Here is a 20,439-nt window from a genome sequence, read left to right on the forward strand (position 1 = left end):
CTCACCAGCCGATCTCGTCGCAGCCCTTGTGGTCGGCGGGCTCGACCTGGAGGGTGGCGTGGGCGACGCCGTGGCGCGAGCGCAGCACCTCGCGGGCCTGGTCGAGCACGGAGTGGCTGTCGCGCTGGTCGGCGACCAGGTGGGCGGTGGCCACGTGCATGCCGGAGGTGAGCGTCCACAGGTGCAGGTCGTGCACGTCCCTGACGCCCTTGATGGCGGCCAGGTCGCCCGCGACCTCCTCGGCGCTGAGCCCTTCCGGCACGTGCTGGCCGAGCACGGCGAAGACCTGCTTGCCGAGGCCGACCGCGCGGAAGGCCACGAAGGCGCCGATGGCGAGGGCCACGGCGGTGTCCCAGACGGGCTGCCCGGTGCTCGCGACCAGCCAGCCGGCCACGATGACGCCGACGGAGCCCGCCGTGTCGGCCATGACCTCCAGGTAGGCGCCCTTGACGTTGAGGCTCTCCGAGGCGCCGGCGCGCAGCAGCATGAGCGCGATGAGGTTGACGACCAGGCCGAGCGCACCGACGACGATCATGGGGCCGGTGGAGATCTCCGCCTTCTCGCCGATGCGGCCGATGGCCTCGACCACGACGTACACGGCGACGCCGAGCATCAGGACGACGGCGAGCAGGGAGGCGAAGACCTCCGCCCGGTAGGAGCCGTAGCTGCGCCTGCCGGTCGTGTCCGGTCGCGCGGCGATGCGCGTGGCCACCAGGGCGGCGCCGAGAGTCACGACGTCGGCGGCCATGTGCCCGGCGTCCGACAGCAGCGACAACGAGCCGCTGGTGAGGCCGAAGATCAGTTCGACCACGAAGAAGACGCCGATCAGGCCGAACGACACCATCAGCCGCCAGCGGTGCTTGGCCCCGGCGTGGCCGTGCCCGTGTCCGGCGCCCATCAGCGCTCCACCTCGCCGCGTTCGGGGTGGATGGCCTGGGTGTGGCCGGTGTGGGCGACGGCCAGGTCGAGCAGCATGCGCACGTGGGCGTCCTCCAGCCGGTAGTAGGCCATGCGGCCCGCGCGGCGGACCGCGACCACGCGGTGGGCGCGCAGGAGCCGGAGGGCGTGCGAGACGGCAGACTCGCTCTGGCCCGTCACGGCGGCCAGGTCGCACACGCACAGTTCGCCGTCCAGAAGCGCGAGCAGCAGCCGCAGCCGGTTGGGGTCGCCCAGCAGGCCGAAGACGTCGGCCGTGTCGGCGAGGTCCTCCTGACCTGGCATTCTGGAGCGAACGGACTCCACCCGGTCGGCGTCGACCACCCTGACGGTACAGCCGTCGATCTGCACTTCTGAATAACTGTTCATATGACAAGGCTAGCTGAAGGCGCCGCAGGGCTGTCAACGAGCAGGTCCGATTTCCGCCAGTGACCCCCTCCGGCCACGGCATATCGTCGAAGACATGGCACCTGTCACGCTTGATTTCGACTCCTGCTACCGAGCGGTCTCCTCCAGAGACGCCCGGTTCGACGGACGGTTCTACACCGCCGTCAAGACCACGCGTGTCTACTGCCGTCCCATCTGCCCCGCCCGCACCCCCGCCGCCCGCAACGTGCGCTTCTACCAGCACGCCGCCTCGGCGGAGGCCGCCGGGTTCCGGCCGTGCAAGCGCTGCCGCCCCGAGCTGTCGCCCGGCGACCCCGGCTGGGACGTGCGCGGCGACCTCATCGGCCGGGCCCTGCGGCTCATCGACGACGGCTCCGCCGACGACAGCGGCGTCTCCGGCCTGGCCAGGCGGCTGCACATCACCGAACGGCACCTGCACCGGCTGTTCGCCACCGAACTCGGCGTCGGCCCGCTCGCCGTCGCCAAGACCCGGCGGCTGCTGCTCGCCAAGCAGCTCCTCACCGAGACCTCGCTGAGCGTCACCGACGTCGCGTTCGCGGCCGGGTTCGGCAGCGTGCGCCAGTTCAACGCCACCATGCGCGAGGCGTACGGCTTCACCCCCAGCGAGCTGCGGGCCACCGCCAGAGGCACCGCACCGGTCGAAGGGCTGCGGCTGCGGCTGCACCGGCGCGAGCCCTACGACGTGGCGGGCATGTTCGCCTTCCTCGCCGCGCGTGCCGTCCCAGGGCTGGAGAACGTCGACGGCCACTCCTACACCCGCCTGGTCCCCGGCGGCACGGTCACGCTCACGCCGCAAGACGGGCATTTCTCCCTCGACGTCAGCCTGGAGGACACCCGGCACCTGGCCCGCGTCGTCGCCCGCTGCCGCCGCCTGCTCGACCTCGACGCCGACCCGGAGGCCATCTCGTCGGTGCTCGGGGCGACCTCGCTCGCGCCGCTCGTCGCCGCCCGCCCGGGACTGCGCGTACCCGGCGCCTTCGACGGGTTCGAGCTGGCCGTGCGCGCGGTCGTCGGGCAGCAGATCTCGGTGGCGGGGGCCCGTACGCTGCTCGGGCGCATCGTCGAACGCCACGGGCCGCTCTTCCCCACCGCCGCCGCGCTCGCCGAGGCCGACCTCACCGGCCTCGGGCTCACCAACCGGCGCGTCACGACCCTCAAGGAACTGGCCGCCCGCGTGGCCGACGGCCGCCTCGACCTCGACGGCGGGTTCGAACCCGGCCAGGCGACCGCCGAACTCGTCACGATCCCGGGCATCGGCCCGTGGACCGCCGCCTACATCGGGTTGCGCGCCCTGCGCGACCCGGACGCCTGGCCCGTCGGCGACCTCGTGCTCGACAAGCGCATGGCCGCCCTCGGCATACCTCACGACCACATCGAGCGGTGGCGGCCCTGGCGGGCCTACGCCGCCCTACACCTCTGGAGTTCGTCATGATCCACGCCCAGGTGATGCAGACGCCGACCGGGCCGCTGTCCCTGCTCGTCCGCGACGGAGTGCTGGTCGCGGCCGGGTTCACCGCCGACCCCCAGGAGATGTTCGTACGGTTGCCGCACGAGGCCCGGGCCGAGGGCCTGACCGTCGTCGACGACCTCGGCGAGGTCACCCGCGCCACCCGCGCCTACTTCGACGGCGACCTCACCGCCATCGACGCGCTGCCCGTCGAGCAGCCGGGCACCGACAAGCGCAGGCACCTGCACAAGACGCTGCGCGAGGTGCGGGCGGGCACCACCGTGTCGTACGCGGAGCTGGCCGAGCGGGCCGGACTGCCGAGGACCGCGGCGCGGGCGGCGGGCTCGGCCTGCGCGCAGAACCTCATCGCCCCGTTCGTCCCCTGCCACCGGGTGCTGCCCCAGGGCGGCGGGTTCGGCGGCTACTACTACGGGCCCGAGGTGAAGGAGTGGCTGCTCGGGCACGAGACCAAGCACGGCAGGGCGTAGCCCTCACGGCCTGACGGTGCTCTGCACCTCCCCCACCGGCACGTCGCGGCCGGCGCCGACCCGGATCGGCGCGTAGGCGAAGGACACCGCGTCGGAGGCGACCGTCCACACCGTGGTCACCGTCATGACGTACACCTTGCGCGCCTGGTCGGCGGCGGCCCGCCGGTAGCGCACACCGCAGGTGAACTCGGCGCCGCGCGCGTACGGCCGCCCGGCGGCGCCGCACTCCTCGCGCACCTCGGCCCGCGCGGCGGTCGTGCCCGGGTCGATCTCCAGGTTCTGCCTGGTGGCCGTGACCGTGGCCGACATGACGCCGGGGATCGCCGCGGTCACCGAGCGCGTGGCCCGGCCGGGATCCTCCAGCCACACCCACGTGGGCAGGTTGACGTAGCTCTTGGCGTCGGGGTTCAGGCGGATCCTCGGCTCGGGGACGGTCAGCGCGGCACGGGCGATCTCGGCGAGTTCGGCGCGGGTGATCCCCGACGGCGGGGTGGTGCCCGGCGGCACCCAGACGAAGGTGTCCAGCCCGCCCCAGCAGGCCCGGCCCCTCGCGTCGGCCTCGTTGTAGGCGGGGGTCCACCAGCGGCCGGGCTTGCCGATCTTGTCCTTGAACTGCTTGAGGAAGCGCTCGAAGTCCTCCGCGCTGCCCCGGGGATTCATCTGGAACCACCTGGCGCGCACGTCCTCCTGCGTCTTCAGCATCTCGTCCGCGCCGAGGCCCGGCTCGTACCAGCAGGGGCGTTTGAGCTGGTAGCCGTCGTTCTTGCCGCCCTTGACGCCGTCACCGGAGATGACGATCTTGGAGTGGGCGAGCCGGACGCCGACCGTGTCGCCGTGCTGGAAGCCTTCGCGGTTCACCGGCCCACCCGGATCGAGGAGGAGCGCACCGACGGTCACCAGGGACAGCACTCGATTCACCGGTCACACCCTTCCTTGGAGTAGCGGAAGTCCTTGATCCGCCACACCCCGTCGTCTCCCTTGTGCATGATCGCCGCCTGGAGGTAGGCCCGGCGCGTCCAGTCGGGCTGCCGGGCGGCCGGTTCGCGCGTCCGCCGGGAGACCAGGCGCAGCCCGGTCTCGTCCACACATGCGTTGACCTGCGCGCCGTCGCCCATGACGGCGCTGACGGCCAGTGAGTGGAGCAGTGCGGTGCCGGTGACCGCGTGGTCGTCGAAGCCGCGCACCCACGCCTGCGCGTCGGCGGCGGCCGGGCCCTCCACGCGGCCGAGGTAGTCGTCCCCGCCGCCGAGCACCGCTTTCCACGCCTCCGCGTAGTAGCCGGTGTACGTCCGCAGCATCGGGTCCGGCGCCGCCGGCCACTCCACCCGCACGGACACCCCCGACCCGACCGGCGTGCTCTCCACGGTCGGCGCCGCGACGGGCGAGACGCCCTGCGCGGACACCCGTCCCGGCGTGTACACGCGCTGCGGCTCGGCCGCGCAGCCCGCCAGCAACACCAGCGAGGCGGCGAGCACGCGAGCGCCCGTCATGCGCTCGCCTTCCGGACCAGGTGGATACGCCAGGTCGGCAGCAGTTCGTCGACCAGTGCCTCGGTCTCCGGAGCCATGCCGCCGCCGTACGGGTGCGAGGTCGAGCGGCGGGCCAGCCCGTCCACCACGGCCCGCAGCCTCGGCTGATCGCCGGTGGCGTGCATGGCACGCAGCAGGTCGCGCCACAGCCCCTCATCGTCGGCGGCCAGCAGCAGCGCCGCCCGCACCGCCGCCACGGCGCCGTCCGGGTCGCCCTCGGCGAGCCTCAGCTCGCACAGCCGGTGGGCGGCGTCGGCGACCTCCGCCGCCACGTCGTACTCCGTGTCGTCCGAGGCCAGCCACGCGTACCTGCCGCGCGGCCGGCCGCTCAGCAGCGGGCCCCTGACCAGCGAGAGCGCCCGTTCCAGCAGGTCCGTCTCGGCGTCGCCGCCCTGGTGGGAGCGGCGGACGAGCTCGCGGAACAGCGCCCAGTCGCTGCGCACGCCGGGCCCGAGCCGCAGCCGCCCGGACGCGTCGGCGAACAGGTGCTCCTCGCCGAGCCAGTCGGCCACCCTGGAGATGGTCACGTCCCTCACCACCGTCTGTACGCCACGCGGCCACAGCACCCCGCCGAGCACCGCCGGATGCACCCCGCCCGGGTGGGCGGCCAGGTAGACCAGCAACTCGGTGGCGATCTCCATCCGCCCCTCCTCCAGCGGGGGCGGGCCGGCGATCTCGATCGGGCCGAGCATCCTGACCTCGACCGACGGGGGCCGCAGGTTCACCAGCGGCTCCGGGTCCGGTACGGCCTCGCCCTCGTTCTCGCGAAGCCGGGCCGTATGGAACAGCTCGACCAGCGCCTCGTAGTGGCGGCGCGGCAGCAGTTGCGCGGTGACGTCGAAGCCCAGCTCGGGCAGCAGCGCCCGGCCACTGCCCGTCACCTCGACCGTCCAGGTCGCGTGCGGGACCTCGCCCGCCACCACGAACCCGACCCCGCCCATGCGGGCCATCACCGTCATCCGCTGCGACTCCTCCAGCGTGGGCGCGACGGCCGACAGCAGGTACGCGGCCTGGTTGTCAGCCCGGCCGGTGATCACCTCGTCCGGTGTGGCGGCCGCCCGTTCCAGCTCGGGCAGCGCCTCCGCGATGCTCCCGACGACCTGGACCCGTTCGGGGGCGATGGCGGTCAGGTCCTCGCCGAAGCCGACGAGCAGCACCCGCATCCGGTCCGACCAGCGGTTGGTGGCCAGCTCCACGGCCAGCGCGCCGAGCGCCGCCGTGGTGTTCGGGCCGCTGATGTTGATCACGCCCTGGGCGGCCTCCAGGTCGATCAGCACCCGGCCCACCTCGTCGGTGCCGAGGGAGACCAGGCCCGGGTACGGCGCGGCCCCCTTCGGGTCCTCCAGCAGCCGCCCCTCGTGGGCGTGCAGCCGCCACACCCGGCCGCCGTCCTGGGCCGACCACGGGGCGGGCGGGTTGTCGTCCGGCGGGTGCACCCACAGGTCCAGCAGCAGCGTGGACAGGTGGGCGGCGAGCACCACGGGCGGTTTGCGGTGCTCCTTGGCGAGTTCGGCGCTGAGCAGGCGCAGGCCGGAGTCCAGGATGCGGGCACCCGGCGCGTCGGCGCCGAACCGCAGCGCCACCTCGGCGTGGGCGGCGTCGCCCTGGGGGCGCGGCAGGCGGCGGCCGAACGGGCGGCGCCACAGTTGCTCTCGCCTGCGGCGGCCGAGGACGACGAGCAGTCCTGCGGCGGCCAGCGAGGAGGCGGCCAGGTAGTCGACCAGGTCGAGGCCGCCGGACTGCTCGGGCTCGGCCGGGAGCGCGGCGACCCCCTCCGCCCTCGGTTCCGGGGTCTCTGCGGGGATGAGCTGGGGTTTGACGGTCTCCGGATTGACCCGGCCGGGGGTGACCGCTTCTGGGCTGGTCGGTTCGGGGTTGCGGTGCTTGGCGACGGGCCCCGAGCCACGCTCCCCCTGCGGTGCCCCAGGGGTCGCGGGAGTCACAGGGGTCGAGGGGCGGACCTTCGCCGTGGCTTTCGCCGGATCCGCAGGCGAGGTCGGCGGTTTCGCTTCCGCAGGACCTGTTGGGGTTTTCGCTGACTTCGACGGGCTTTCCGACTGTTTCGCCGGGCGGTCGGGCTCCGGGGTGACGCGGCGCAGCGGGTCGGCCCTGCCGGGGTGCTCGCGCAACGTCTGGGTGCGGGCCTGGTCGCCGGGAACCACGTGGACGTTCTTCGCGTCGTCCGGCATGTCCAGCACCCAGCCCGGCCTGATCAGGTCGGCCATCCGCAACCGGGAACCGTCCGGCTGCTCCTTGTGCTTGTTGAGCCGGTAGATCTCCGGGTAGCGGCGGCCGTCGCCGAGGCACTTCTCCGCGATCTCCCACAGGCTCTCGTGGTGGCGGCCGTGCGGCGGCTGCACGACGTAGACCTTCTTCGCGCGCTGCGCCTCCTGCTCCACGACCGGCGCCGCGAACGCCACCGCCGTCATCGGCGGGGAGGCCACCGGCGGAGCGCCCAGCCTGGCCACGGGCACCACCACCGCCGAGGTGGCGAACAGCAGCAGCACCGCCGAGACCAGCCGGTTGGCCAGCGCCTGGGTGCCGCCGGACAACGGCACCCGGGCGGGCATGCCGACTCTCCGTACCCCCGCGTAGACCTCCACCACCACGCACGTGAGCAGTTGCAGCCACGCCAGCCAGACCAGCAGGACCAGCAGCGCGACCACGGTGCTCGGCCCGACCTGGCCGGTGAGCAGGTCGAGGTCGAGCAGCTCCGGCCCGATCGGCGGCCCGGCCAGGGTCAGCAGGAGGTACGGCACCCCGCCGACGAGCGCCACCAGCACCACGAGCGCGCCCAGCCCCGCCAGCATCTCGCCGGGGGTGCGCCTGCCGGAGATCCGTGTCGGCATCCCCGCTCCCTTCCGCCTGTTCCCGCTCATCTGGCCTCAGGGGCGGCGGTGGCCACCCCCTCCATCTGCGAGCCGGAGAAGCCGAGCGCGCCGAGGAAGAAGGCCGTCCACCGCACCCGCACGCTCACGCTCACCTCGGTGCCGCGCACCGAGCACTCGCCCCTGCTGATCTCGTCGCCGTCGTGGGCCGCCACGACCTCCTCCGCGCGGGCGCACACCTCGCGCTCGCCGAGCAGCCGGGCCCGCCCGGTGGCGCGCAGGTGCTCGACGTCGATCCGGTCGGCGCCCGCCCTCGCGGCCTGTTCCGCCACGTCGGCGGCGCGCAACCGGGCGTTGATGGCCGCGCCGCCGTCCACCAGCAGTCCCGCCAGCAGGAACACGACGACGGAGAACAGCACGGTGAACACCGACATCGAGCCGCGCTCCCCGCTCACTCGACCCTCCTGAACTGCTCCAGCGGGACGACGGCCGTCCCCGTCAGCCGTCTGGTCGCGTCGAACCCGAGGAAGCCCAGGTCCAGTTCGCAGGCGACCTCGGCGCGGACCTGCCCGCCCTCCGTCCACCGGGATCCGGACAGCGACACCCGGTGTGAGCGGCACTCGGCGCCGAGCGCGCCGTCCGAGGTGGCCTTCGCCGCCTTCTCCGCCTGGCCGAGCGTGCGCTGGACGGAGGCCGCGCGGGCGGCGTCGCGGGCGGCGCCGTTCACCTCGCCCTGCCCCTCGACCAGGCGCCCGGCCCCGACCAGGAACATCACGAACAGCAGGAAGACCGGCGCGAGCATGACGGTCTCCACCGCCATCGAGCCGCCGTCACCCCTCATCGCAGTCCTCCCCGCCGTCGTCGGGGCGGAAGCACTCGACCGGGCCGCCCGACGTCGCGCTCACGCTGAAGGCCAGGTCGGGCAACAGCGGAATCACCTGTACGGCACGGCCGCTCACGGTGACCCACCGCTCGTCCGGCTCCTTGGCCGACGTGGTGGCCGTGGCGCCGCTCAGCAGCCGGGGGCCGATCGCCCTGACCACGTCCGCCGCCTTGGAGCGGGCCTGCTCCTCCCAGCCGTCCCCGACCGGCGCCGAACGGGCCACCCTGGCGCCCTCGCGGGCCGCCGCCTCGGCCACCTGCCGGCCGTGGAACCACAGCGCGACCTGCACCACGAGCAGCGCGACCGCGAGCACCACCGGCATGAGCAGCGCCAACTCCACCACGGTGACGCCACGGTCATTTCTTGCCGCCACCACCACCGCCGAAGGTGCTCTCGATCTCACCCTGTTTCTGCTCGACCAGGTTCTTGATCAGAGCAGCCAGGCCGAACGCGACCCCGGCGATGATCGCGGTGATGATCACCCACTCGACGGCGGAGGCGCCGCGCGAGGGTGCGGTGCGGGCGCGATGGACGCGCACGCCGAGATATGCCGTCAGGTAGACGATCCACGGATGGTTCAGCATCAGGCCCCCAACATCTTCATGGCCGCTGGAAAACTGAGGAAGATCACAAAGCCCGCGCAGAGCAGCAACTGGGCGACCAGCATCGACTGCGAGCGTTCACCGGCCCGGCCCTCGATCTCGGCCAGCTCGCGGCGGCGCAGCGTGGCGGCGCGGGCCGTCAGCGACGCGCGCACCTTGGCGCCGTCGTCGGCGACCAGGCCGAGCGCGGCCGACAGGTCGCGCAGTTCGTCGACGTTGATCTCCTCGCCGAGCTGGCCGAGCGCCTGCCACGGGGTGATGCCGACGATGCGCGCGCCGGACAGCGCCTCGCGGATGCGCGCCATGGCCCAGTTGGGCTGCTCGCCGCTGACCGACACCGCCATGAGCAGCGCCTCCGGAACGCCCCTGCCGCCCGCCAGGTTCATCGAGACCAGGTCGAGGAAGGCGCCGACCACGTGGCGGAAGTCGCGCCGCCTGGCCGCCGCGTCCCGCTTGACCTGCAGATCGGGCAGGAAGAAGAACACCGCGGCCGTCGCCGCCGCCGCCCAGAACGGGATCGTCGGCGAGGTGCCCCACTCCATCAGCGCGAGCCAGCCGTACATCAGCGGGAAGGCCAGCAGCCCCGAGGCCGCCAGCAGCACCTTCGTCGCCAGGAACCCCTCGAACGAGCGGCCGACCAGCGCCAGGTCGGCCCGGGTCGAGCGGACCTCCCAGCCGCGCGCCTCGAACACGCGGGCCAGCCGGTGGCCGAGCGCCCGCCGGACGGCGCTGACCTCCTCGTCCGGCAGCACCAGTCGCAGCTTCGGGGTGTCGGTGCCCTCGCGGACCGCGTCCAGCGCGAGCAGCCGCGCCACCAGACCGGGACGGGCCGGGAACAGCGCCCGCAGCAGCAGGAACAGCCCCAGTCCCACGACCGCGCCCGCCAGGATCGGTTCAAGCATGCTCGCCCACCCCCGTCCGCTTGACTAGCAGCCGGGTGGGCTTGTCGAACCTGGCCAGCCGCCGCATCCAGGCGAACCCGGCGCCGAACAGCCCCGCCACCACGACGAGGACGGCCTGGCCGAGCCACGAGCCGTACTCTTCGACGTACGAGGGGTTGAACACCACGAGCAGCCCGGCGAAGACGAGCGCGGTGATCACGACGATCTGCACGCTGCGCCGTGTCGAGCGGCGCTCCGCCTCCACCCGCCTGCGCATGTCCAGTTCCTCGCGCGCCGACACCGCGAGTGCGCCCAGCACGTCGCGGAGGCCAGGACCTCTCAGACGGGCGTTGAGTATGAGGGCGGCGATCACCAGGTCGGCCGACGGGTCGTCGAGTTCGTCGGCGAACAGGCGCAGCGCGTCGGGCAGCGCCATGCGCGTGTGCAGCCGGTCGACCATGGCGCGCAGGTGGGGTCTGAGCATGGGGGCCGCGGCCCTGATGGAGATCGGGATGGCCTGCTCCAGCCCGGCCGCGCCGGCGATCGTGTCGCGCAGCGACTCGGTCCAGGCGGCCAGGCCCTCCAGGCGGCGCATCGCCGCCCGTTCCTCGGCCGCGCCGCCCGACAGGCCGCGCCAGGCGAAGACCAGCAACACGGTGCCGACCGCCACGACCGGCCAGCCGGTCACGACCAGGACCAGCGTCGCGCTCACCGCCGCGACGGCGGTGCGGGTGGTCAGCATCCTGACCAGTTCGCGTTTCGGACGGCTCGGGCGGGGGCGCAGGCCGTACACGGCGAGGAAGAGCAGGAACAGGCCGCCGCCGACTGCGGCGCCCGCGAGCAGCGCGAACGGGTCGAGGTAGGTCGTCACCACACCCCCAGGTCCGCCTGGACGGGAGCGTGCGGTACGGCGAGGCCGCCGGGGCCCGGCGCGAAGATCTCGCTCGACAGCACCCGGCCGTCGCAGCCGTTGACCTCGCGCACGCTGGAGACGTATCTGCGCAGGCTGCCGCCCTGCTCGTAGTCGTTGTGCTTCTCGACGAAGACGACGAAGTCGATGGCTCCGGCGATCAGCATGTGCGTGGCGTCGATGGGCAGGCGTTCGCTCGCCTGGAGGGCGTAGGTGGCGATGCGGTTGAAGACCTCCATGCTGGAGTTGGCGTGGATGGTCGACAGGGAGCCGTCGTTGCCCTGGGTCATCGCGTTGAGCATGGTGACGATCTCGTCTCCCAGGACCTCGCCGACGATGACCCGGCTGGGGTTCATGCGCAGGCTGCGGCGGACCAGTTCGGCCATGGTGATCTCGCCCTGGCCCTCGGAGTTGGGCAGGCGCTGCTCGAAGGCGACGACGTTCGGATGGAGGTCGGGGAACTGGTCGAGGCCGAGTTCGAGGGCGCGCTCGACCGTGATGAGGCGTTCGGTCGTCGGGATCTCGTTGGCGAGGGCGCGTAGCAGGGTGGTCTTCCCGGCGTTGGTGGAACCGGCGATCATGATGTTCTTGCGTGCGGTGACGGCGGCCTGCAAAAACCTCGCGATGTCCGGACTTAATGTGCCGTTGCCTACCAAGTCCGACAAGAAGACCTTGCCGAGGCGGGCGCGGCGGATCGACACCGCCGGGCGGACCGTCACGTCCATGACCGCGCTCAGCCGTGAGCCGTCCGGGAGGCGCAGGTCGAGCTGCGGGTTCGCGGTGTCGAACGGACGGCTCGACAGGCCCGAGTAGGCGGCCAGGATCTGGATCAGCTCGACGAGTTCGTCGTCGGACTCGGCCACGGGCTCGTGCATGATCTCGCGGCCGTCGGCGTACGAGACGAAGACGCGGTCGTGGCCGTTGATGTCGATGTTCTCGACCTCGGTGTCGTCGAGCAGCGGCTGCAGGCGGCCGACGCCGAACAGGGCCGCGTGGATGCCCGCCGCCAGGGCCTCCTCTTCCTCCACCGTCGGCGGGGTACGGCCGGAGCCGATCTCATTGCGGGCGTGCTCCTCCAGGACCTGCGAGATCAGCGCTCTGGCGAACTGGCGCTCGTCCTCGCCGGTCATGGCGGGCAGGCCGTTGGCCTGATCGAGGCGGCGCTGGTGGGCCAGGCGGTCGCCGACGTCCTGGCGGAAGCGCTTGACCAGCGTGTGATCGATCACCGGCGACTCCTTCGCCGGACTCGACCGGGATTCGCCACGTGGGCCTCCCTGCCGGATCGCGGACCGTCGTGGTACGTCATGTGCGCCTCCCTGCCAGGTCGCGGGCCGCCGAGGCACCTCACGTCAGCCTCCGCACCAGGTCGCGGGCTGTCGAGGTTCGTCACGTGATCCTCCGCACCAGGTCGCGGGCCGTACGGATGAGGAGGGTGCGGTCGAGGCGGCCGCCCCAGCTGCCGCGCAGGAGCTCGGCGCCCTTGGGGTCGTGGGCCAGGCCGTGGACGAAGCGCACGCTCGGGCCGACGATGCGCCGCACCTCGTCGATCTGCCCTCGGTAGCTGCGCGGGTCGGCGATCACGACGACGCCGTCCGCCTTACTGACGGACAGGCGCTCGCGCAGGTGGGCGACGTGCTCCAGGCTCGGGCGGGTGAGCAGGACCGTCGTCGTGGCCTGGGCGATCAGGTCGGCGATCTGCGGGTACGTGCCCAGGCGGCCGCAGTCGGCGATGACGTCCGCGTTGGGAATGGCGGCCAGCGAGCGGCCGAGCGGTTCCCAGAGCCAGGTCAGCCCGGCGGCCTGCTCACCGTGGGTGACACCGGCCAGGACGTCGAGGCCGCCGATGATCTTCTGTGTGTGCTCGTGGATCTGGGCGGGCTCCAGCCCCCTGCGCGCCACCGCGCCGAGGCTCAGCAGTCCCCTGGCCGGGTTGAGCACACCGCCGTCGGCGGCGGGCAGCCGGTAGGCGAGGTCGCCGCCCGCCGGATCGCACTCGGCCAGCAGGACCGGCCTCGGCCACACGGCGGCGAGGGCGGTCGCGGCCGTGGTCACTCCGGGTGCGCCCTTGTCGGCGGCCAGGACGATCAGCGCCACGTCAGCGCCCGCCCGGCAGCTCGGCCACGGCTATCTCGCCGCTGGAGGCGTAGCCGACGACGTCGGGCGAGACCGTGACGTCCACGATCACCGTGACGGCGCCGTCGTCGCCCACCGAGTGGACCAGGGCGCTCTGGGCGAGGACCTGGCCGCGTTCCTGGCTGCGGGCGGGGACCCGGATCACCTGCACCCGGTCGCCCGCCTCCAGGTGCTGCGGGAGCTGGCCCGGTTTGAGTGAGAGCCCCACCATGGCCTTGCCCGGTCCGAGCTCACGGCTGGCGGTGACGCCCATGGAGTTCGTGAGCAGGGTGCCGGGCAGCAGCGTGACGGCCGCGAAGCTGCTGACGACGCTCTGGCGCTGCGACCACAGGACGTAGTCGATGCCGGTGTCGGCGATCTGGACCTCTTCCAGCGCGGTCTCCGTGAACTGTTGTCCGGCGCCTATCTGCTGCTTGACCCTGATCACCGAGATGCGGTCGCCGCTGCGCATCACGAGGAGGGTGGCGGCGAGGGCGCCGCCGAGGATGAGGAGGACGGCGAGGGCGGCCAGTGCGGGTTTGCGCTCGCGCGGAGGGACCGGGAGCCTGCGTGAGGCGGTGCTGGAGAGCGTGGCGTTCGATCCGGCCGCGTTCGGCTTTTCGCTGGTCCTCATGGGTGGGGGGCTCCCATTGCGATATGTGGAATTCACGCCATTATCTGCAGCAACAGGGGTGGGCAGGGGTCGAATATGCCTTCCCATGCTGGTTTCGCAGGCGGGAGGCTGTCAACTCGCCTTTCAGTCAGACCGATTGGGCACACCCCATTGATTTATCCCAATTTTTCGTGATACAGACCCCTGGAACCTCAGGAGTCACAGGATTATCAGGGGTGGGGGGATATTTCGCGAACAAGCCACCAGGACAATCACCTCATGCTCTCCCGAGGCCAACATTTCGGACGGGCCGCAACCGCGAAAATTTCTTCACCCTTTCACCAAGGAAATCCCCTCACCACATCCCCTCACGTTCGCAAGCACCCACTCACCTACGCCCACCACCATCGTGAGACCACGCGGCACCTCGCACCCATGACCGACGGCGCCCCGACCGCCCGGACCCACACATCCGCCGCCTCCCGCCGCGCGCCCCCGAGCACCACCTCGACCGGAGCGGGCGCCCCGCCAGTCCCCGCATCCGAAACTGTCCGCCCGCCCGCCCTCGCCCTCGCCCTCGCCCTCGCCCTCGCCCTCGCCCTCGCCCTCGCCCTCGCCCTCGCCCTCGCCCTCGCCCTCGCCCTCGCCCTCGCCCTCGCCCTCGCCCTCGCATCGAGGATGGTCCCCTGACCTGCCACCGCAATGTCCCGAAGTACCGCTCCCGGGCGTACACCTTGCTCTTCGGGCAGGCCGACCGCCGCCATACGGCCGCACATAGGACGACCATTCGCCCTTAAGACCTCAAGCGTGCGAGATTTAATCGCATAACCACATATTCCATGCTCAAATCGCCAAACGAGCGGCCGACGTCGTCCACAGCGTCGTCCACAGACCAATCGCCAACTCTCCGCAAAAGCTTCGCGAAGTTTTCCACAGGCCGAATCCGTCATCCACAGCCGTCCCGGTTCACGCACATCCCGCCGATCGACAGGCTTAATCTCACTTCTGGCGTTACCGTGCGCCGAGGATCCGACCGAGGAGACCGACAATGCGGATCATGCTCACCGTGCTCGGCGAGCAGGGCAACCGTGACGTAGTGATCGAGGTCGACGACACCACCACGGTGGCCACCGTGATAGAGGCCCTAGGTGGCCAGAACCCGGTGGCCCAGGTCGTCAAACTCCCCCGCACCCGCGCCCCATACGGCCTGTCCGACCCTCCCGGCAGCCCACCGGCGCAGAACAACACCGAAGACCCCTCCAGTACGACACTGTGGCGCGACGGCCGTCCCGTAGACCCCCATGCCCTGGCCGGCGAGGTGCTACGAGACGGCGACCGGGTGACGATGGACGCCTCGCTCGCGAGGTCCACGATCGCCGAGGAGCCCAACGGCATGACCGAACTCCGCATCGTGGGCGGCCCCAGTGCGGGCACGGTCCACAGGCTGAGCATCGGCGCCCACCTCATCGGCTCCTCCGAGATCAGCTCGGTCGTCGTCCGCGACCCGATCCTCGCCCCCGAAGCCTTCATCATCCGCGTCACCCGCGACACCACCACCGTCGAACCCGTACGCCGCCGACCCCCGGCAGGCCCACCTCGCCGCAAGATCAAGGGCCGCTACGCCGAAGAACTCACCGAACTCGCCGAACGAGACCAGCGCCGCGCCACCGACCGCTGGGTGGCCGCCGAAATGGCCCGCTACTACACCCCCGACCCGGCCGACACCACCCCCAGCACCCCGGCCTGGACCTCCACCCACTCCAAACGCCCCCAGGCCAACACCGACCCCCCACCCCACCTGCACGGCGGCCCCAACCCCACCCACCCGCCGTACGACGACACCCATGGCAACCCTGGCAACCGCCCCGCGTACGGCGGCGCGCAGGGCACCCGCTCATCGGACGGCGGCGCGCCCGGCAACCGTCCCCCATATGGCGGCCGGCCATCGCACGGTGACAGCCATGGCACCCGCTCCACTCACGGCGGTACTCATGGCACCCGCTCACCACACGATGACAACCCCGGCAGCCGTCCCCCGTACGGCGGCCGACCATCGCACGGTGACGGCCATGGCAGCAGCTCCGCGCACGGCGACGCCCATCCGTCGTACGGCGACGCCTCCAACGCCCGCCTCCGGTACGGCGACGCCCACCCCACCCATGACGTCGGCCCGCAGAGAAGCGTCAGCCCGCAAGGAGGCGTCAGACCTCAGGCAGGTGCGCGTCCGACGCCCCGTCAGCCCTATGGGAGCACTCGGCCGCCCCAAGAACCGCCGAGTCGCAGCGCCGCGTACCCGGGCTCGGCATCGCGGGCGAGGCCGTCCGACAGCCCGGATGACGGGTCCGGTCCTTCGGCCAAGGGAGCTCGGCCCAGGTGGCCCCAAGCCGTACCGGCTGATCGGCCTGAGACCGACGTGGTGTGGCCCAGCGGCCCGCCCGAGTTGGAGGGCACCCCGCTCGACGGCGCCGTCGAGTGGCCCGAGAACATGCTGCTCACCTGCGGCTCGTCGGTGTTCACCCGCACCTCGATCGAACCCCGGGACGCCCATCTCGCCCCCGCCGCCGACGGCGGGCTCGCCTACAACCGGCCGCCCAGGCTACGGCGGCCGGAGCCTGAGCGCAGGTTCGAGCGGCCGATGGAGCCGCGCAAGGGCGAGGGGATACGGCTGCAACTGCTGGCGGCGTTCCTCCCCGCCGTGGTCGGGGTGGTGCTGGCGCTGGTGCTCGGCCAGTGGTATTTCCTGCTGATCGCGCTCATGACCCCGCTCATCATGATCGGCCAGTGGTGGAGCGACCGCCGCCACGGCAAGAAGCAACACAGGAAAGCAGTCAAAGGCTACAAACAGCGCCTGGCGGCGTACGAGAACGCCGTCGAGGAGGCCCGGCTGGCCGACGAGCGTACCCGCAGAGCCGACGCGCCCGACCCCGCGGAAGTGCTCCTGACGGCGGTCGGCCCGCGCAGACGCCTGTGGGAGCGCCGCGTCCACGACCCCGACGCGCTGAGACTGCGCGTCGGCCTCGCCGATCTGCCCGCCAACCTGGAGTTGGTCGAGGAACAGGGTGGCCGGCTGGAGCCGCCGACGTGCCGCTCCGTGCCGGTCGCGCTGCCCATGCGCAGACTCGGCGTGGCCGGGGTGACCGGCCCGCGTTCGGCCTCGACGAGGCTCGCCGGGTGGCTGGTCAGCCAGGCCGCGACCCTGCACAGCCCGCGTGACCTGGCCATCGTCGTGCTGTCGGCGCACGCGGACGGCGAGCGCCGCTGGAGCTGGGTCCGCTGGCTGCCCCACTGCGCCCCGCGCGGCGGCGAGGACTGCGTGGCGCTGGTCGGCACCGATCCGGAATCGGCCGCACAACGGGTCGCCGAACTCGCCGCCCTCATCGACGAACGCCAGAACACCGCCATCCCCGAACTCAGCAAGATCCCCACAGGCTGGGACGATCTGGGCGGCCCCGAGTCGCCCGCCTTCTCCGCATACGACGAACGGCCCTACGACGTCCTGGTCCTGCTGGACGGCGCCCACGTCCTGCGCGGGCTGCCCGGCATGCCGCAGGTGCTGCGCCAGGGGCCGCGTGCCGGTGTCTACACCCTCGCGCTGGACGACGACCAGCGGCTACTGCCCGAGGAGTGCGCGACCGTCGCGGCCTGCGGCGCCGACAGCCTCGTACGGCTGTGCGGCGGCGGCCTCGACGCCATCGGCCCGGTGCTGGCCGACCAGGTGTCCACGGCCTGGTGCGAGCGCCTGGCCAGAGGGCTCGCCCCGATCCGCGACGTGAGCAGGGACGACGAGTCCGGCTCACTGCCCGATTCGGCCCGGTTGCTCGACCTGCTCGGCCTCCCCGCACCCACCGGCCGGCAGCTCGCGGCCCGCTGGCGTCCCTCCGGCACCACCCGCGCCGTGATCGGGATCGGCCCGGACGGCCCCTACACCGTCGACCTGCGTCTCGACGGCCCCCACGCCTTGATCGCGGGCACCACGGGTGCGGGCAAGTCCGAGTTCCTGCAGACGCTCATCTGCGCGCTCGCGGTGGCCAACCGCCCGGAACAGTTGTCGTTCGTGCTGATCGACTACAAGGGCGGGGCCGCGTTCAAGGAGTGTGTACGGTTGCCGCACACGGTCGGCATGGTCAGCGACCTCGACGGCCACCTGACCCAGCGCGCCCTCGACTCGTTGGGCGCCGAGATCAGACGCCGGGAGCGACTGCTTCTCGACACGGGCACCAAGGACATCGACGACTACACCTCACTGCTCGCCCGGCCCGGCGCGCCCGACCGGCCGGGGTTGCCGGTGCTCCCCAGGCTCGTGCTGATCATCGACGAGTTCGCGGCGCTGGTGGCGGAGTTGCCCGACTTCGTCACCGGCTTGGTTGACATCGCGCGCCGGGGCCGTTCACTCGGTATCCACCTCATCCTGGCCACCCAGCGCCCCGCAGGGGTCGTCACGGCCGACATCCAGGCCAACACCTCGCTGCGCATCGCCCTGCGGGTCACCGAACCGGTGGAATCCACGGACGTCATCGATCAACCGGACGCGGCTCACATCTCCAAGGCGACGCCCGGCCGGTGCTATGTGAAGTCGGGGGCCGGGACTGCGACTGCCGTCCAGACTGCTCGGGTGGGCGGCCGCAGCCTCATCCAGCCAGACCATGCGTCCGTGACCCTGTCGGCCCACCCGCCCGCCGCACCGCCCCCGCACACCCACCCCACCGCCCCCCACCACCCAGGCGTCACCCACCCGTCCGACCCGCACGGCCCTGGGGCGACTCACCCGTCCGACCTCCCGCACCACGCCGTCGTACACCCGTCCGACCTGCCCTATCCCGACGCACACGCCACCGGCCCACACCGCCCAAGCGTCCCCCACCCGTCCGACCTGCGCCGTTCTGGTGTGGTTCACCCGGCTGATCTGCTCAATGCCGGAGTGGTGCATCCGGCGGACGCCGTGGTTTTCGAGCCTCGGCAGAAGGTTCGGGTGGTTGATGTCGAGTGGCGTTCTTTGGGGAGGCGACTGCCACAGCCGCCCGAGCCTGCGGAGAGTTCGACCGTCACCGACCTGACGCTCCTCGCCGACGCCCTCGTCGAGGCCGCGTCCCTGACCGGTGCCGTCACCCAACCGAGCCCGTGGCTGGACCCACTGCCCCAGATCGTGATCCTGCCGGCCGCGCCCGTGAGGGGGTCCGCTGGGGGCGGCTCACAGGACGGGTGGCGGGAGGTCGCTCCGCTGGAGCAGGACGGGTGGCGGGAGGTCGCTCCGCTGGAGTTCGGGGTGACCGATCGGCCATGGGCGCAGGATCGGCAGCCGCTCTCGCTCGACCTCGCGCACGGCGGTCATCTGCTCATCGCGGGTACGGCGCGCAGCGGGCGTACCACCGTGCTCCGTACCATCGCGGGGTCTGTCGCCGCCTCCGCCTCTCCGTCCGACGTGCATCTGCACGCGATCGACTGCGGGTCAGGCGGGTTGCTGCCGCTGGTCGCCTTGCCGCACTGCGGGGCCGTCGTCAACCGTGACCAGATCGACCGGGTCGAACGCCTCCTGGCCCGGCTGCGCGCCGAGGTCGGCAGACGGCAGCAACTGCTGGCGGAGGCCGGGCACGCGTCACTGGCCGAGTACCGGCAGGCCGGGCACGCGTCACTGGCCGAGGCCGGGCAACGGCTGCCCTGGCTGGTGCTCATGATCGACCGCTGGGAGGGATTCGTGGCGGCGTTCGAGGGTTACGACTACGGCCGCCTCATCGAGGCGCTGCTGCAGTTGCTGCGCGAGGGCCCGGCCGTGGGATTGCGAGCCGTGGTGACAGGTGATCGTTCCTGTCTGCTGGGCCAGGTGTCGACCGTGTTCGACGAACGGCTCGTCCTGCGGCTGGCCGACGCCGCCGACTACGGTCTGGCCGGACTGCCCATGAAGGATCTGCCTGCCAGGATGCCACCCGGGCGGGCGCTGTCGCTGAGCGAGCACGGCCTTGCGGAGAGCCAGATCGCCTTGCTGGCCGCCGACCCCTCGGGGCAGGCGCAGGTGGCCGCTCTGCAGGCGATCGCCAGGACGATCCCCCACTCCGGCGAGTCGCAGCCGGGATCCGCATGGGCCTGGGACGGTGAGGCACCGTTCCGGGTGGACGCCCTTCCGGCGCGGATCACCGTCGAGCAGGCGATGGAGCTGAATCCGGCCTTCGTGGCGCCGTCGCCGCTGTGGGCGTTAATGGGGGTCGGCGGTGACGCGCTCACGCCCATGGGGATCGACCTGCTGGCTCAGGGACCTGGGGCGGTCGTCGCGGGGCCACCGCGCTCCGGCAGGTCATCGGCGCTGGTGACGGCGGCACGGTCGCTGATGGCAGCCGGTACGCCGGTGATCGCCGTGGCGCCTCGGCGGAGCCCGTTGCGGGACCTTCAGGGAGCGTTGGCCGTCCTCGACGGAAACGCGACAGGGCTCCAGGAGCTTCTGACCGGGCTCAGCAGGTATGTGGTGTTGGTCGATGACGCCGAGTTGGTCGGTCCGGACTCGCCGCTGGGGACGGCGCTGGAGGAAACCCTGAGGTCGGGGCGGGACGGCGAGCACGGGATGATCATCGCCGGTGCCACCGCGGACCTGGCGACCGCCTATCGAGGCTTCGTGGCTGAGGCCCGTAAGGCACGCACCGGGTTGCTGCTGGCGGTGCAGAGCCCGGCTGACGGGGATCTGTTCACCATCCGGTTGCCGCGTGGAGCTGTGGGCGGCCCGCAAGGACGCGGATTGCTCATCACCTTGGGCACGGCAACACCGGTCCAGGCCGCGCTCTCATGATCAGGTGACCGTGCGAGGCGCTGGACCAAC

The 20,439-nt window shown here is 72.1% G+C and carries 18 protein-coding genes; 4 read left to right on the forward strand and 14 right to left on the reverse strand.

From position 1 onward, the window contains the following. Window position 1: 1 nt before the first annotated feature. Both ABD120_RS11150 and ABD120_RS11155 read right to left on the reverse strand, forming a co-directional pair. Window positions 2-898: a cation diffusion facilitator family transporter gene (locus ABD120_RS11150; protein WP_343949705.1), complete on the reverse strand. Its 897-nt coding sequence runs from the start codon at window positions 896-898 to the stop codon at window positions 2-4. Further along, window positions 898-1,305, reverse strand: coding sequence for an ArsR/SmtB family transcription factor (locus tag ABD120_RS11155; protein WP_343949706.1), 408 nt, complete (start codon window positions 1,303-1,305; stop codon window positions 898-900). Before ABD120_RS11155 ends, ABD120_RS11150 begins: the two co-directional genes overlap by 1 nt. Before the next feature lie 94 nt (window positions 1,306-1,399). Here ABD120_RS11155 and ABD120_RS11160 point away from each other — a divergent pair, with 94 nt between their 5' ends. Next, complete coding sequence (locus ABD120_RS11160) at window positions 1,400-2,776, forward strand: AlkA N-terminal domain-containing protein (RefSeq protein ID WP_343949707.1); 1,377 nt, start codon at window positions 1,400-1,402, stop codon at window positions 2,774-2,776. Continuing rightward, window positions 2,773-3,279, forward strand: coding sequence for a methylated-DNA--[protein]-cysteine S-methyltransferase (locus tag ABD120_RS11165; protein WP_343949708.1), 507 nt, complete (start codon window positions 2,773-2,775; stop codon window positions 3,277-3,279). The genes ABD120_RS11160 and ABD120_RS11165 overlap by 4 nt, the downstream gene beginning before the upstream one ends. A 3-nt stretch (window positions 3,280-3,282) precedes the next feature. Here ABD120_RS11165 and ABD120_RS11170 read toward each other — a convergent pair whose 3' ends face one another. The 12 genes from ABD120_RS11170 to ABD120_RS11225 form a co-directional block, all read right to left on the reverse strand. Beyond that, a complete protein-coding gene (locus ABD120_RS11170; RefSeq protein ID WP_343949709.1) occupies window positions 3,283-4,197 on the reverse strand; it encodes a hypothetical protein in 915 nt (304 codons plus the stop codon). Next, complete coding sequence (locus ABD120_RS11175) at window positions 4,194-4,769, reverse strand: YajG family lipoprotein (protein WP_343949710.1); 576 nt, start codon at window positions 4,767-4,769, stop codon at window positions 4,194-4,196. The genes ABD120_RS11170 and ABD120_RS11175 overlap by 4 nt, the downstream gene beginning before the upstream one ends. Further along, entirely contained in the window at window positions 4,766-7,657 is a 2,892-nt protein-coding gene (locus ABD120_RS11180; RefSeq protein WP_343949711.1) for a hypothetical protein, read from the reverse strand. The genes ABD120_RS11175 and ABD120_RS11180 overlap by 4 nt, the downstream gene beginning before the upstream one ends. Before the next feature lie 26 nt (window positions 7,658-7,683). After that, the gene (locus tag ABD120_RS11185; RefSeq protein ID WP_343949712.1) at window positions 7,684-8,091 is read right to left on the reverse strand and encodes an Rv3654c family TadE-like protein; all 408 of its coding nucleotides are present in this window, start codon (window positions 8,089-8,091) and stop codon (window positions 7,684-7,686) included. Then, window positions 8,088-8,477: a TadE family protein gene (locus ABD120_RS11190; protein ID WP_343949713.1), complete on the reverse strand. Its 390-nt coding sequence runs from the start codon at window positions 8,475-8,477 to the stop codon at window positions 8,088-8,090. The genes ABD120_RS11185 and ABD120_RS11190 overlap by 4 nt, the downstream gene beginning before the upstream one ends. Beyond that, complete coding sequence (locus tag ABD120_RS11195) at window positions 8,467-8,862, reverse strand: TadE/TadG family type IV pilus assembly protein (RefSeq protein ID WP_343949714.1); 396 nt, start codon at window positions 8,860-8,862, stop codon at window positions 8,467-8,469. The genes ABD120_RS11190 and ABD120_RS11195 overlap by 11 nt, the downstream gene beginning before the upstream one ends. 13 nt (window positions 8,863-8,875) lie before the next feature. Continuing rightward, entirely contained in the window at window positions 8,876-9,103 is a 228-nt protein-coding gene (locus tag ABD120_RS11200) for a hypothetical protein (protein WP_343949715.1), read from the reverse strand. Further along, a complete protein-coding gene (locus ABD120_RS11205; RefSeq protein ID WP_343949716.1) occupies window positions 9,103-10,023 on the reverse strand; it encodes a type II secretion system F family protein in 921 nt (306 codons plus the stop codon). Before ABD120_RS11205 ends, ABD120_RS11200 begins: the two co-directional genes overlap by 1 nt. Then, window positions 10,016-10,873 carry a type II secretion system F family protein gene (locus ABD120_RS11210; RefSeq protein WP_343949717.1) on the reverse strand — a complete coding sequence of 286 codons (858 nt, stop codon included), beginning with the start codon at window positions 10,871-10,873 and terminating at the stop codon, window positions 10,016-10,018. The genes ABD120_RS11205 and ABD120_RS11210 overlap by 8 nt, the downstream gene beginning before the upstream one ends. Further along, complete coding sequence (locus ABD120_RS11215; protein WP_343949718.1) at window positions 10,870-12,138, reverse strand: TadA family conjugal transfer-associated ATPase; 1,269 nt, start codon at window positions 12,136-12,138, stop codon at window positions 10,870-10,872. Before ABD120_RS11215 ends, ABD120_RS11210 begins: the two co-directional genes overlap by 4 nt. A 160-nt stretch (window positions 12,139-12,298) precedes the next feature. Beyond that, window positions 12,299-13,006: a hypothetical protein gene (locus tag ABD120_RS11220; RefSeq protein ID WP_343949719.1), complete on the reverse strand. Its 708-nt coding sequence runs from the start codon at window positions 13,004-13,006 to the stop codon at window positions 12,299-12,301. Between the two features lies 1 nt (window position 13,007). Continuing rightward, complete coding sequence (locus tag ABD120_RS11225; RefSeq protein WP_343949720.1) at window positions 13,008-13,658, reverse strand: hypothetical protein; 651 nt, start codon at window positions 13,656-13,658, stop codon at window positions 13,008-13,010. Window positions 13,659-14,072: 414 nt separating this feature from the next. On the opposite strand from ABD120_RS11225, the gene ABD120_RS11230 reads away from it, so the two are divergent. Beyond that, window positions 14,073-14,327 carry a hypothetical protein gene (locus tag ABD120_RS11230; RefSeq protein WP_343949721.1) on the forward strand — a complete coding sequence of 85 codons (255 nt, stop codon included), beginning with the start codon at window positions 14,073-14,075 and terminating at the stop codon, window positions 14,325-14,327. Window positions 14,328-14,685: 358 nt separating this feature from the next. Further along, window positions 14,686-20,409: an FtsK/SpoIIIE domain-containing protein gene (locus tag ABD120_RS11235; protein WP_343949722.1), complete on the forward strand. Its 5,724-nt coding sequence runs from the start codon at window positions 14,686-14,688 to the stop codon at window positions 20,407-20,409. The last annotated feature ends 30 nt before the right edge of the window (window positions 20,410-20,439 follow it).

Source organism: Nonomuraea longicatena (genome assembly GCF_039525605.1).
Taxonomy (GTDB): domain Bacteria; phylum Actinomycetota; class Actinomycetes; order Streptosporangiales; family Streptosporangiaceae; genus Nonomuraea; species Nonomuraea longicatena.

Excerpts from the sequence above, each read along its gene's own strand:
- ABD120_RS11150 (WP_343949705.1), bottom strand. The coding sequence starts at position 898 with ATGGGCGCCGGACACGGGCACGGCCACGCCGGGGCCAAGCACCGCTGG.
- ABD120_RS11155 (WP_343949706.1), bottom strand. The coding sequence starts at position 1,305 with ATGAACAGTTATTCAGAAGTGCAGATCGACGGCTGTACCGTCAGGGTG.
- ABD120_RS11160 (WP_343949707.1), top strand. The coding sequence starts at position 1,400 with ATGGCACCTGTCACGCTTGATTTCGACTCCTGCTACCGAGCGGTCTCC.
- ABD120_RS11165 (WP_343949708.1), top strand. The coding sequence starts at position 2,773 with ATGATCCACGCCCAGGTGATGCAGACGCCGACCGGGCCGCTGTCCCTG.
- ABD120_RS11175 (WP_343949710.1), bottom strand. The coding sequence starts at position 4,769 with ATGACGGGCGCTCGCGTGCTCGCCGCCTCGCTGGTGTTGCTGGCGGGC.
- ABD120_RS11180 (WP_343949711.1), bottom strand. The coding sequence starts at position 7,657 with ATGCCGACACGGATCTCCGGCAGGCGCACCCCCGGCGAGATGCTGGCG.
- ABD120_RS11190 (WP_343949713.1), bottom strand. The coding sequence starts at position 8,477 with ATGAGGGGTGACGGCGGCTCGATGGCGGTGGAGACCGTCATGCTCGCG.
- ABD120_RS11200 (WP_343949715.1), bottom strand. The coding sequence starts at position 9,103 with ATGCTGAACCATCCGTGGATCGTCTACCTGACGGCATATCTCGGCGTG.
- ABD120_RS11205 (WP_343949716.1), bottom strand. The coding sequence starts at position 10,023 with ATGCTTGAACCGATCCTGGCGGGCGCGGTCGTGGGACTGGGGCTGTTC.
- ABD120_RS11225 (WP_343949720.1), bottom strand. The coding sequence starts at position 13,658 with ATGAGGACCAGCGAAAAGCCGAACGCGGCCGGATCGAACGCCACGCTC.
- ABD120_RS11230 (WP_343949721.1), top strand. The coding sequence starts at position 14,073 with ATGACCGACGGCGCCCCGACCGCCCGGACCCACACATCCGCCGCCTCC.
- ABD120_RS11235 (WP_343949722.1), top strand. The coding sequence starts at position 14,686 with ATGCGGATCATGCTCACCGTGCTCGGCGAGCAGGGCAACCGTGACGTA.